The following is an 11,441-nucleotide window of genomic DNA, read 5'->3' as shown; positions in this document are numbered from 1 at the left end:
ATGGAGGTTCGAGACCTCTTGCGAATCAAGGGGTCGTAGCGAGCCGCGTGTTCTTAAGCCCTTTCCGGGCCTCTGGCTTGCCCCATCCCATCAAGCCATCCGACACCCCAAACACGCAGGTGTCCATTCGACACCCTTATTGCGCGTGCCCCGCTGATTGCGCTGGGCGCCCGCTTTCGACATGGAAAGAACCCATCTTTTGACTTCCTTTCAGGACTTCGGCCTTGCCGAACCCATCGCGCGTGCTCTCGCCGAAGAGAATTACGTCACCCCCACCCCCATCCAGGCCCAGACGATTCCCACGGCGCTGACCGGCCGCGACGTCGTCGGCATCGCCCAGACCGGCACCGGCAAGACCGCGTCCTTCGCGCTGCCGATCCTGCACCGCCTGCTCGAGAACCGCATCAAGCCGCAGCCGAAGACCTGCCGGGTGCTGGTGCTCTCGCCCACCCGCGAGCTGTCCGGCCAGATCCTCGATAGCTTCAACGCCTACGGCCGCCACATCCGGCTGTCCTCGACACTCGCCATCGGCGGCGTGCCGATGGGCCGCCAGGTTCGCGCGCTGATGCCTGGCCTCGAGGTTTTGGTGGCGACCCCCGGCCGGCTGCTCGACCTCGTGCAGAGCAACGGACTGAAGCTTGGAAGCGTCGAATTCCTCGTGCTCGACGAGGCCGATCGCATGCTCGACATGGGCTTCATCAACGATATCCGCAAAATCGTCGCCAAGCTGCCGATCAGGCGGCAGACGCTGTTCTTCTCGGCCACCATGCCGAAGGACATCGCCGAGCTCGCCGACGCGATGCTGCGGGACCCCGCCCGCGTTGCGGTGACCCCGGTGTCCTCGACCGCCGAGCGGATCAACCAGCGCATCATCCAGGTCGATTTCTCCGCCAAGCCCGCCTTCCTGACCAAGCTCCTGAAGGACGAGCCGGTCAATCGCGCGCTGGTCTTCACCCGCACCAAGCATGGTGCCGACAAGGTCGTGAAGACACTTGAGAAGGCTGGCATCGCCGCCAGCGCCATCCATGGCAACAAGTCACAGAACCATCGCGAGCGGACGCTCGCCCAGTTCCGTTCCGGCGAAATCCGCACCCTGGTCGCCACCGACATCGCGGCCCGCGGTATCGATGTCGACGGCATCAGCCACGTCATCAATTTCGACCTGCCGAACGTGCCGGAGACCTATGTGCACCGCATCGGGCGCACCGCGCGTGCCGGTGCCGAAGGCACCGCGATCTCGCTGGTCGCCGGCGGCGAGGAACTGAGCTATCTCCGCGACATCGAGCGGCTGATCAAGGTAACGCTATCGCGTGAGGATCACCGCACCGATGCCGGGCGCCGCGATGCGGGCCCGCCCCCGCCGCAGCAACGACAGGGCCGGCCGGGCCGCCCGGGCCAGCGCCCGCAAGGCGCAAGGCATGGTGAGGGACGTCACACTGACGGACGACGCAGCGACGAAAGGCATGCCGACGGACGCCACCATAGCGCCGGCAAGCATGGCGACGGAAGGCCCGGCGAAGGTCGGCACGGTGACGGAAGGCATGTTGACGGACGTCCCGGTGGTAGCCAGAAGGTCTCGAAGGGGTCTCGCCGCCAACGGTCCGGTGGTAAGACGCATTCTTCCCCAACCGAGCGCCCGGAACAGCGTTCCGCGCATAGCGCCGGCAAGCCCGATGGGATACAAGGCGTGGCCTTTTTACGCCGCGAGAGTCGGCCGATGGGCCAACCGACCCGCAAACCCTATTCGCACTAGCCGTCCACGACCTGGAGAAATTCATGGCTAAGGAAGAGCTGATCCAGTTCGAAGGACTGGTCACCGAAATCCTCCCCGACGCGCGCTACCGCGTGCAGCTCGACGCCGGGCACGAGATCGTCGCCTACACCGCCGGCAAGATGAAGAAGAACCGCATCAAGACGCTGGCGGGTGACCGCGTGACTGTGGAAATGTCGCCCTACGACCTCGAGAAGGGCCGGCTGATTTTCCGCCACAAGGACGAACGTCCGAGTGGCGTGGGCGGGCCTCCCCGTCCCGGACAGCGCGGTGGCCAGTTCCGCCGCCGTTGATCCGCTTCCAGCACATCGGTCGCGGAACTAAAATTCTGACCTGTATGCTGATCCGCCGTGTCGATCGCGGCGGATCAAAAAATCGTGCACGTCAGGATTGTTTTGGTGCCTTAATTCCAATAAAATCACTCATCGATTTTCGGCCGGACGACATTGGCATCCACCGGTACAGCCGGTTCAGACACGCTGACGACCCTTCCAGAAACTCGATCTAACCCGCCTGCGAAAGTAGGCTTCGACACTGCACATCTGAGAAGGAACTACCCCGTGAGCATGGGAACCGTGAAGTGGTTTAACGCGACCAAGGGCTTTGGCTTCATCCAGCCCGACGATGGCGGCCAGGACGTCTTCGTACACATCAGCGCCGTCGAGCGCGCCGGTCTCGGCACGCTGCGTGAAGGTCAGAAGGTCTCTTACGAGATCGTGGCCGACCGTCGTTCCGGCAAGTCGGCAGCGGACAACCTCCGCGCCGCCGGTTGAGCCCACGGGCCTTTGGCCCGGACGGCTCTAGCGAGCAAGCAACAGGAAAAGGCCGTGCGCAACGCACGGCCTTTTTTCATGTCCGAAAGAGCGGATGGACTCAGCAGGTCGTACCGGCCGCATCCGCGCTGTCGTAGACGCAACTGGACGACGCGTCGGTCTTGCCAGTTCGTCTTGCCAGTTCGTCTTGCGAGTTCGTCCTGCTAGTTCGTTTTGGCGGCCGCGCCAGCATTGCCGCTGGCGTTGTTGCTCAACGAACCGGCCTGGCTCATCGTGTTGTTGAAATAGTTGTCGCTGTCGCCGAGCGTCACGCGGCGCTGGCACAGCGGCATGCAGCTGTAGGATTCGCGCTCGACCCCGCGATAGACGGTGACGAGCCGGTCGCTCGGACCTTCGACCTGGATCTGACGGTCGACCAGGATCTCACCGCCTCGGTCGAGCGCGATGAAATTGGTGGCACCGTAGCCCTTCCCGGTCACGACGATCATGCCGCCGGGCTGGAGCGTGACGTCGGCGATCAGGGGATTGCCGACCACGATGGTCGCCACCTTGCCGGGCAGCCGGACCAGCTTGGCCTGGTCGACATTGACGGCGATGGTGTCGGCGGTCGCCTCGGCAAGGCTGGCGGCCGGCGATGCCAGCACCGCAGCCGCAACCAGAAGACAAACGCGCGCATGACGGCGCAGCAACTCTTTACGCATATTCTTACCCCCGGGACGTCACAAACCGGCAGAAGCGATTCGATACACAGCGGAGCCGGTGCCCGACCCGGCTAACCTGCCCTTAATTCGTGAACGTTCCGCAAACTCGCCGACTATTGTTTGAACGGACTGGCGCTTTGCTGCCTCAGAAGATCCCTTACTGGCGGAACGGATAGGCGAGCTGGCCCCCGATCTCCTTCGGCATGGTCGCTTCGTCCTTGCCGTAGTCCTGCGGCAGTTTCCCCTCCGGCATGCGGAAGGTGCCGAACAGCACGTCCCAGATCGGAAACGTCCCGGCAAAATTGGTGTCACCGCCCTCTTCGAGCGCGGTGTGGTGCCAGCGGTGGAACACCGGCGTCGCCAGCACATATTTGAACGGCCCGAAGGTCCAGTTCAGGTTGGCGTGCACGAAGGCCGAATGGAAGGTGGTGAACGGACCGAGCCAGATCATGACGTTCGGGGAGATGCCGGCCATCAGCAGCACGACGTCGACGCCGATCGTCCCGAGCATGAGATTGACGGGATGAAAGCGGGCCGCGGAAATCCACCCGATCTCCTCCGACGAATGATGGATGGCGTGGTACTTCCAGAATCCGCCGTCGTGGAACAGCCGGTGCAGCCAGTACAACATGAAGTCAGACAGCACCAGGAACAGTATGCCCTGTACCCACAGCGGCAACTGCGCCAGCGGGCCATGGCCGTTGTCGTAGAAGGCGATCAGGTCGTCGGCATCGTGGATGTTGAAGACGGCACCGGCACCGACGATCAATAGTCCGATCCGCATGGTGCGGGCGAACACCGGAACGAAGAACCAGTAGCAGATGTCGGTGAGGATCTCGCGCTTGCGCCACCACGGCGCGCCGGGATTGCAGGCCCAGAAATGCTCGAGCACGGTGAAGACCGCCGCGAGCACGAAGGTGACGGGGACCATCTTCTGGATGGTCTCGCCGAGCATCAAGGCAACTTGCATGGGCAGGCTCGACATCGTCGCCTCTCTTCCAAACTTCTGATCCCGCTTAGGCCTACTCCCCGAAATTTAAGGGAGGGTGAAGTCCACGGCGCGCTTGGGGCGCATTTGGAACAGGAAGAATTTCGATTGCGTCCTTAAGGCCAAATTCACTCTGGGCAAAAGCATCGGGCTGGAAGCGGGTTTGCCCGATCGAATTAACTCTACCGAAAGAGCTCGGATCTCATGTTTATCGCGTCAAGCACAGCGCCGAACGAGGCGATCACACCCCAGACGGAGTTTAGTTCATGAAGAACCTGATTGCGCGTTTCGCGAAGGATGAATCCGGCGCCACCGCCATCGAATACGGCCTGATTGCCGCCGGCATCGCACTGGCCATCATCACCGTCGTCAACAACCTCGGCAGCTCGCTGAACACCAAGTTCGGCTCGATCAGCTCCTCGCTGAAGTAAGCAACCGATCAACGACGGCAAAAGCCCCGGACCTCCGGGGCCTTTGTTTTTCTGAATGCGGCGAGTTCCAGTGGCGTTACGCGAGTACAGAACCGAAGCCGCGGTTGCGGCGAGCGAGGCGGAGGCGGCCGAGACCTCTTCGCCGGCGTACTGGGTTTGCCTTGCGCTGCTGCTCGCGACGGCCGTCCTCGCCGCGCGCATTGCCAGCATCTGGTGAGTGCGTCTCCGGCAGGTCCCTGCTCGCAGCGCCGCTGCCGCCGTTGTCGGTTTGTTTAGCACTGCCGGCTAGCATGCGGCGACACCCCGATCCCGCGATGAACCCAAGCTCAAGACGCCGCCCATGATCCTCGACCTTGCGCGCCTTCTGCTCTTCCCGGCCCTGATGGCCTTCGCCGCCGCGAGCGATCTCTTCACGATGACCATCTCGAACCGCGTGTCGCTGGCGCTGATCGCGGGCTTCTTCGTGCTCGCGTTCGCCGGTGGCATGGCACCTTACGAGATGCTGAGCCATGTCGGCGCCGGCGCACTGCTCCTCGTCGTGGCCTTCGGCTGCTTTGCGATGGGCTGGATGGGCGGCGGCGACGCCAAGGTTGCGGCTTCGGTCGCGCTCTGGTTCGGCTTCGCGCAATTGATGGATTTCCTGCTCTACGCCTCGCTGTTCGGCGGAGCCCTGACGCTGCTCCTGCTCCAGTTCCGGCAATGGCCATTGCCTTACGGGCTGGCGGGCCAGGCCTGGCTGGCACGGCTGCACGACAAGGAGAGCGGCATTCCTTACGGCATCGCGCTCACGCTCGGCGCGCTGATGGTCTATCCGGAGACCGAATGGGTGAAGGCGATCGACCTCGCTCACCTCGCACTGCGCTGAACGCACCGGGTAAGCCGGCGTTAAGCCGATTTAGATACGCCTCATTAACCATGCTTTGACGAATAGCTGGTCAACTGCCGATTACGGCGGCGGCTGCGTCGCTGCGTTTTGTGGAAAGTGAAGCGTATGAATAGGGCACGCATTGTCGTCCTGACGGTCGCCATCTGCGCCGGCGGTGTCGCCGCGTACCTGGCGAGCGGCTCGGACTCTGCGCCGCCACCGGCGGCTCCGGTCGCACAGCTTCCGACCGTCGACGTCCTGGTCGCCAAGAACGACATCGGCCTCGGCCAGACCGTGAAGCCGGAAGACGTGCAATGGCAGACCTGGCCGGCTGCGACCGCCAGCTCCACCTTCATCCGCCGCAACGAGCGCCCCGAGGGCGCAACCCAGGTCATCGGCTCGATCGCCCGCGCGCCCTTCATCCAGGGTGAGCCGATCCGCGACCAGAAGCTGGTCAGGGCCGAGGGCTCCGGCTTCATGGCGGCGATCCTGCCGACCGGCATGCGCGCGATCTCGACCGAGATCTCGCCGGAGACCGGCGCGGGCGGCTTCATCCTGCCCAACGACCGCGTCGACGTGCTTCTGACGCGCCGCCTCAAGAACGCCGACCAGGGCGCCGGCGCCCAGGACATCGTCACGTCCGAGATCATCCTGGCCAACGTCCGCGTGCTGGCCATCGACCAGGCGCCGAAGGAAAAGGACGGCCAGAACGCCGTGGTGGGCAAGACTGTCACGCTCGAGCTCAATCCCGCGCAGACGGCGACGCTCTCCGCGGCCCGGCAGAGCGGCACGCTGTCGCTGGCGCTGCGCAGCATCGCCGACGTCAAGATGAGCGAGATCACGCTCGATGATTCCGCGAAGCGCGATGGCGTTTCGATCATTCGCTACGGCATCCCAAGCGCGACGGCGAAGGCACGATGAGGACTGTCGATATGAAATGCAGGGCAGATTTGGCGACGATGCGAACCTCAATGGTCCGCGCCCTGTCGTTATCGGCCGCCTTCGCGCTGACCCTCAACCCGGTGCTCACCCCGGCGATCGCCGCCGACTACCGCCCCGTGGCGCAGGTCGCGGCCGACGGTCAGATGAACGCACGCTTCCTCTCGCTCGGCGTCGGCAAGTCGATCGTGATCGATCTGCCGCGCGACATCAAGGACGTGCTCGTCGCCGATCCCAAGATCGCCAATGCGGTGGTCCGCTCGTCGCAGCGCGCCTACATCATCGGCGCCTCGGTCGGCCAGACCAACATCGTGTTCTTCGATTCCGCCGGCCAGCAGATCGCGGCCTATGACATCGCGGTCAAGCGCGACCTCAACGGCCTGCGCGCAGCGCTCAAGCAGGTCCTGCCCAATTCCGACATCCAGATCGACGGCCTCGGCGACGGTGTCGTCCTGACCGGCTCGGCGGCGAACCCGCTGGAAGCGCAGCAGGCCAATGATCTCGCCGCGCGCCTCGCCGGCGGTGCCGAAAAGGTGGTGAACTCGATCGTGGTCCGCGGCCGCGACCAGGTCATGCTGAAGGTGACCGTCGCCGAAGTCGCGCGCACCATCATCAAGCAGCTTGGCATCGATCTCACCGCGAACCTGAACTACGGCACCTCAGTGGTGAGCTTCACCAACTCCAACCCCTTCACGGCTCTCGGCAAGAACCTGGTGGACGGCAACGCCCTGACCACGAAGTTCGGCGCGACGCCGTCGGTGCAGGCGACCCTGCGCGCGATGGAGAGCGCCGGCGTCATCCGGACGCTGGCCGAGCCGAACCTGACCGCGATCTCCGGTGAGTCCGCGACCTTCATCGCCGGCGGCGAATTCCCGGTACCAGCGGGCTATGCGTGCGATCCCACCACGCATGTCTGTACCACCCAGATCAGCTTCAAGAAGTTCGGTATCTCGCTCAACTTCACCCCCATCGTGCTGAGCGAGGGCAAGATCAGCCTGCGCGTGATGACCGAGGTCTCGGAACTGTCGAACGAAAATTCGATCACGCTGTCGCAGGCTGTGACCTCGAACTCGGTGAACTCGCTGACGGTGCCCTCGATCAAGACCCGCCGCGCCGAAACCTCGCTCGAAATTCCCTCCGGCGGCGCGATGGCCATGGCCGGCCTGATCCAGCAGCAGACCAAGCAGGCGGTCAGCGGGTTGCCGGGACTGATGCAGCTCCCGATCCTCGGTACGCTGTTCCGCAGCCGTGACTTCGTCAACAACGCGACCGAGCTGGTGGTGATCGTGACACCTTATGTCGTTCGCGCCGCGTCGCCAAAGGACCTGTCGCGGCCGGATGACGGCTTCGCCGCGCCTGCAGACCCGCAGGCCGAGCTGCTCGGCAATATCAACCGCATCTACGGCGTGCCCGGCCGGACCGAACCGGCCAAGAACTACCGCGGCACCTACGGCTTCATTACCGACTGAGGCGGAACGGGGATTTCACGATGATCACAGCACCACCCCAGATTCGCAAACGCGCCATCCGTTTCGGTGGCGCGCTCGTCGGCATGGCGCTCGCCCTCGGCGGCTGCCAGCACAACGAAGCGGTCACGGCCTCCATCCCCGACGATTACAAGCAGCGCCATCCGATCGCGATCGAGGAGCAGAACCGCTCGATCGTTGTCTTCGTCGGCCACGCCCGCGGCGGATTGACCGCCGCCCAGCGCGCCGACGTGATGGGCGTCGCCTCGGCCTGGCTGCACGAAGGCACCGGCGCCATCCGCATCGACGTGCCGTCCGGTACGCCCAACGCGCGTCCGGTCGCGGACACGATGCGCGAGATCCAGGCGATGCTGGCGGGTGCGGGCGTTCCGCCGCGCGGCGTCAACATTCGCCCCTACCAGCCGGAAGACAGGCGCTTCCTGCCGCCGATCCGGCTCACCTATTCCAAGATCGCCGCGGTCGCCGGTCCCTGTGGCCTGTGGCCGGACGACATCGGCCCCTCGATGAAGAACAAGAGCTGGTTCGAGAACAAGGACTATTACAATTACGGCTGCGCCTATCAGCGCAACATGGCGGCGATGATCGACAATCCGTCGGACCTCGAGCAGCCGCGGCCTGAAACGCCGTCCTATACGGCGCGTCGCACCACGGCCTTCGAGAAGTATCGCAAGGGAACGACGACGGCGACCACCTATCCTGAGGCCGAGAAGGCCAAACTCAGCGACACCGGCAAATGATCAGCTACGCTCGCCAGACTCAACAAGAGCAGCCCGAGGCGCCGACGCCGGTCGAGGAGCATATTGCTCCCTCGCCGCGCGTGTCGGTCCAGGCTTTCTGCGAGACCGTCGAGACCGCTGCCGCGGTGCAGTCGGCCGGCGAGGACCGTCGTCTCGGCAAGGCCCATCTGAAGATCCAGATGGGCGGCATGGCGGCGGCGATCGAAGCCTACCGCTCGGCGCCGACGCCGAACGTGATCGTGCTTGAGAGCGACGGCCGCAACGATCTTCTGACCGGCCTCGACCATCTCGCCACGGTCTGCGACGCCGGCACCCGCGTGGTCGTGATCGGCCGCATCAACGACGTCACGCTCTACCGCGAGCTGGTGCGCCGCGGCGTCAGCGACTACGTGCTCGCGCCGGTCGGCGCGATCGACGTCGTGCGCTCGATCTGCAACCTGTTCTCGGCGCCCGAAGCCAAGGCGGTCGGCCGCATCATCGCCGTGGTCGGCGCCAAGGGCGGCGTCGGTGCGTCCACCATCTCCCACAACGTCGCCTGGGCGATCGCGCGCGACCTCGCAATGGACTCGGTCGTCGCCGATCTCGACCTCGCCTTCGGCACCGCCGGGCTCGACTACAACCAGGACCCGCCGCAAGGTATCGCGGATGCTGTGTTCTCGCCGGATCGCGTCGACACCGCCTTCATCGACCGCCTGCTATCGAAATGCACCGACCATCTCAGCCTGCTGGCGGCGCCGGCGACGCTCGACCGGGTCTATGATTTCGGCACCGACGCCTTCGACGCCGTGTTCGACACGCTGCGCTCCACCATGCCCTGCATCGTACTCGACGTTCCGCATCAATGGTCGGGCTGGACCAAGCGCGCCCTGATCGGGGCGGACGACATCCTGATCGTGGCGGCGCCTGATCTCGCCAATTTGCGCAACACCAAGAACCTGTTCGATCTGCTGAAGGCCTCGCGGCCCAACGATCGGCCTCCGCTCTACTGCCTGAACCAGGTCGGCGTCCCGAAACGGCCCGAAATTGCCGCCGCCGAGTTCGCCAAGGCGATCGAGAGCCAGCCGGTCGTCTCGATCCCGTTCGAGCCGCAGATCTTCGGCTCGGCCGCCAATAACGGCCAGATGATCGCGGAGATCTCCGCCAACCACAAGTCGATCGAGATGTTCCTTCAGATCGCCCAGCGCCTGACCGGCCGCAGCGAGACGAAGAAGCAAAAGTCTTCCTTGCTTTCACCGCTGATTGACAAGTTGCGGGGAAAATAAGCCGCCGCATGGAGTTGTTAAGTGTTCGGTAAGCGTAGCGGAACAGACACCGATACTCGGGCTCCCAAGCCCGGCGCCGTGTCGCCAGAGCCTGCCCAGGCTCCGGCGCCTGCGGTGTCGCGCGCGCCGCCCCCGCCGGCCGTCGCCTCGCCGCCGCTTGCCCCCGCACGGCCGGCGCCGGCCATGGAATCCCGCCGCTCGGACAATTACTACGAGGTCAAGGCGACGATCTTCGGTGCGCTGATCGAGGCCATCGACCTCGCCCAGCTCGCCAAGCTCGACTCCGAGTCCGCGCGCGAGGAAATCCGCGACATCGTCAACGAGATCATCGCGATCAAGAATATCGTGATGTCGATCGCCGAGCAGGAAGAGCTGCTCGACGATATCTGCAACGACGTTCTCGGCTACGGCCCGCTGGAGCCTCTGCTGTCGCGCGACGACATCGCCGACATCATGGTCAACGGCGCCGACACCGTCTACATCGAAGTCGCCGGCAAGATCCAGCGCACCGGCATCCGCTTCCGCGACAACCAGCAGCTCCTCAACATCTGCCAGCGCATCGTCAGCCAGGTCGGCCGGCGCGTCGACGAATCCTCGCCGATCTGCGACGCGCGCCTCGCCGACGGCTCCCGCGTCAACGCCATCGTGCCGCCGCTCTCGATCGACGGGCCCACGCTCACCATTCGAAAATTCAGGAAGGACAAGCTGACGCTGGATCAGCTGGTCAGGTTCGGCGCGATCTCGCCGGAGGGCGCGGAAATCCTCCAGATCATCGGCCGCGTCCGCTGCAACGTGCTGATCTCCGGCGGCACCGGCTCCGGCAAGACCACGCTGCTCAACTGCCTGACCAACTACATCGAGCACGACGAGCGCATCATCACCTGCGAAGACGCGGCCGAGCTCCAGCTCCAGCAGCCGCACGTGGTACGACTGGAAACCCGTCCGCCCAACATCGAGGGCGAAGGCCAGGTCACCATGCGCGAATTGGTGCGCAACTGCCTGCGTATGCGCCCCGAACGCATCATCGTCGGCGAAGTCCGCGGACCCGAGGCGTTCGACCTGCTCCAGGCCATGAACACCGGCCATGACGGCTCGATGGGCACGCTCCACGCCAACAATCCGCGCGAAGCACTGTCGCGCTGCGAATCCATGATCACGATGGGCGGCTTCTCACTGCCCTCGCGCACCATCCGCGAGATGATCTGCGCTTCGATCGACGTCATCGTCCAGGCCGCGCGCCTGCGCGACGGCTCGCGCCGCATCACGCACATCACCGAGGTGATGGGCATGGAAGGCGACACCATCATCACCCAGGACATCTTCCTCTACGACATGGTCGGCGAGGACGCCAACGGCAAGATCATCGGCCGGCACCGCTCGACCGGCATCGGCCGCCCGAAATTCTGGGAGCGTGCGCGCTATTACGGCGACGAGAAGCGCCTTGCCGCCGCGCTCGATGCGGCGGAAGTCGCGCCGAAGACATGAGC

Annotated in this window: 13 protein-coding genes; 11 read left to right on the top strand and 2 right to left on the bottom strand. The window is 64.6% G+C overall.

Going from position 1 to position 11,441, the window contains the following annotated elements; all coding sequences use genetic code 11:
• The first annotated feature begins 181 nt into the window (after positions 1-181).
• The 3 genes from AB7290_RS05530 to AB7290_RS05520 all read left to right on the top strand — a co-directional run bounded on the left by AB7290_RS05530 (position 182) and on the right by AB7290_RS05520 (position 2,544).
• Positions 182-1,753 (top strand): DEAD/DEAH box helicase, encoded by a 1,572-nt coding sequence (locus tag AB7290_RS05530; RefSeq protein WP_085401881.1) that lies wholly within the window; start codon positions 182-184, stop codon positions 1,751-1,753.
• A 23-nt stretch (positions 1,754-1,776) separates the two neighbouring features.
• Complete coding sequence (infA, locus tag AB7290_RS05525) at positions 1,777-2,064, top strand: translation initiation factor IF-1 (RefSeq protein ID WP_008131890.1); 288 nt, start codon at positions 1,777-1,779, stop codon at positions 2,062-2,064.
• A 267-nt stretch (positions 2,065-2,331) separates the two neighbouring features.
• Positions 2,332-2,544, top strand: coding sequence for a cold-shock protein (locus tag AB7290_RS05520; RefSeq protein ID WP_028148374.1), 213 nt, complete (start codon positions 2,332-2,334; stop codon positions 2,542-2,544).
• 203 nt (positions 2,545-2,747) lie between these two features.
• Here AB7290_RS05520 and AB7290_RS05515 read toward each other — a convergent pair whose 3' ends face one another.
• Positions 2,748-3,245 (bottom strand): pilus assembly protein N-terminal domain-containing protein, encoded by a 498-nt coding sequence (locus AB7290_RS05515; protein WP_063980973.1) that lies wholly within the window; start codon positions 3,243-3,245, stop codon positions 2,748-2,750.
• Between the two features lie 157 nt (positions 3,246-3,402).
• On the bottom strand, positions 3,403-4,230 hold the full coding sequence (locus tag AB7290_RS05510) for a sterol desaturase family protein (RefSeq protein WP_085401882.1): 828 nt from the start codon (positions 4,228-4,230) through the stop codon (positions 3,403-3,405).
• A gap of 269 nt (positions 4,231-4,499) precedes the next feature.
• Between AB7290_RS05510 and AB7290_RS05505 the strand changes: the two genes are divergently transcribed.
• From AB7290_RS05505 to AB7290_RS05470, 8 genes are all read left to right on the top strand, one after another.
• A complete protein-coding gene (locus tag AB7290_RS05505) occupies positions 4,500-4,664 on the top strand; it encodes a Flp family type IVb pilin (RefSeq protein ID WP_014498224.1) in 165 nt (54 codons plus the stop codon).
• A 70-nt stretch (positions 4,665-4,734) separates the two neighbouring features.
• A complete protein-coding gene (locus AB7290_RS05500; protein WP_167768029.1) occupies positions 4,735-4,881 on the top strand; it encodes a hypothetical protein in 147 nt (48 codons plus the stop codon).
• 123 nt (positions 4,882-5,004) lie between these two features.
• Positions 5,005-5,529, top strand: a complete 525-nt coding sequence (locus tag AB7290_RS05495) for an A24 family peptidase (protein ID WP_014498226.1) — start codon at positions 5,005-5,007, stop codon at positions 5,527-5,529.
• A 126-nt stretch (positions 5,530-5,655) separates the two neighbouring features.
• Positions 5,656-6,450: a Flp pilus assembly protein CpaB gene (gene cpaB / locus AB7290_RS05490; protein ID WP_063980971.1), complete on the top strand. Its 795-nt coding sequence runs from the start codon at positions 5,656-5,658 to the stop codon at positions 6,448-6,450.
• An 11-nt stretch (positions 6,451-6,461) separates the two neighbouring features.
• Positions 6,462-7,937 carry a type II and III secretion system protein family protein gene (locus tag AB7290_RS05485; protein ID WP_085401900.1) on the top strand — a complete coding sequence of 492 codons (1,476 nt, stop codon included), beginning with the start codon at positions 6,462-6,464 and terminating at the stop codon, positions 7,935-7,937.
• A 20-nt stretch (positions 7,938-7,957) separates the two neighbouring features.
• The gene (locus tag AB7290_RS05480) at positions 7,958-8,692 is read left to right on the top strand and encodes a CpaD family pilus assembly protein (RefSeq protein WP_085401884.1); all 735 of its coding nucleotides are present in this window, start codon (positions 7,958-7,960) and stop codon (positions 8,690-8,692) included.
• Entirely contained in the window at positions 8,689-9,954 is a 1,266-nt protein-coding gene (locus AB7290_RS05475; RefSeq protein ID WP_085401885.1) for an AAA family ATPase, read from the top strand. Before AB7290_RS05480 ends, AB7290_RS05475 begins: the two co-directional genes overlap by 4 nt.
• A gap of 21 nt (positions 9,955-9,975) precedes the next feature.
• Positions 9,976-11,439, top strand: a complete 1,464-nt coding sequence (locus tag AB7290_RS05470; RefSeq protein ID WP_071916702.1) for a CpaF family protein — start codon at positions 9,976-9,978, stop codon at positions 11,437-11,439.
• Positions 11,440-11,441 lie beyond the last annotated feature (2 nt).

The sequence above is a fragment of the Bradyrhizobium sp. 613_E4_N2_2 genome, from assembly GCF_052075995.1.
Lineage (GTDB): Bacteria > Pseudomonadota > Alphaproteobacteria > Rhizobiales > Xanthobacteraceae > Bradyrhizobium > Bradyrhizobium barranii.
The sequence above is the reverse complement of the archived record's forward strand: the minus strand, read 5'-3'. Positions and strand labels throughout refer to the sequence as shown.

Bases quoted from the DNA above. Each gene is read 5' to 3' on its own strand.
- AB7290_RS05530 (WP_085401881.1), top strand. From the start codon at position 182: ATGGAAAGAACCCATCTTTTGACTTCCTTTCAGGACTTCGGCCTTGCC.
- infA (WP_008131890.1), top strand. From the start codon at position 1,777: ATGGCTAAGGAAGAGCTGATCCAGTTCGAAGGACTGGTCACCGAAATC.
- AB7290_RS05515 (WP_063980973.1), bottom strand. From the start codon at position 3,245: ATGCGTAAAGAGTTGCTGCGCCGTCATGCGCGCGTTTGTCTTCTGGTT.
- AB7290_RS05510 (WP_085401882.1), bottom strand. From the start codon at position 4,230: ATGTCGAGCCTGCCCATGCAAGTTGCCTTGATGCTCGGCGAGACCATC.
- AB7290_RS05505 (WP_014498224.1), top strand. From the start codon at position 4,500: ATGAAGAACCTGATTGCGCGTTTCGCGAAGGATGAATCCGGCGCCACC.
- AB7290_RS05495 (WP_014498226.1), top strand. From the start codon at position 5,005: ATGATCCTCGACCTTGCGCGCCTTCTGCTCTTCCCGGCCCTGATGGCC.
- cpaB (WP_063980971.1), top strand. From the start codon at position 5,656: ATGAATAGGGCACGCATTGTCGTCCTGACGGTCGCCATCTGCGCCGGC.
- AB7290_RS05485 (WP_085401900.1), top strand. From the start codon at position 6,462: ATGAAATGCAGGGCAGATTTGGCGACGATGCGAACCTCAATGGTCCGC.
- AB7290_RS05480 (WP_085401884.1), top strand. From the start codon at position 7,958: ATGATCACAGCACCACCCCAGATTCGCAAACGCGCCATCCGTTTCGGT.
- AB7290_RS05475 (WP_085401885.1), top strand. From the start codon at position 8,689: ATGATCAGCTACGCTCGCCAGACTCAACAAGAGCAGCCCGAGGCGCCG.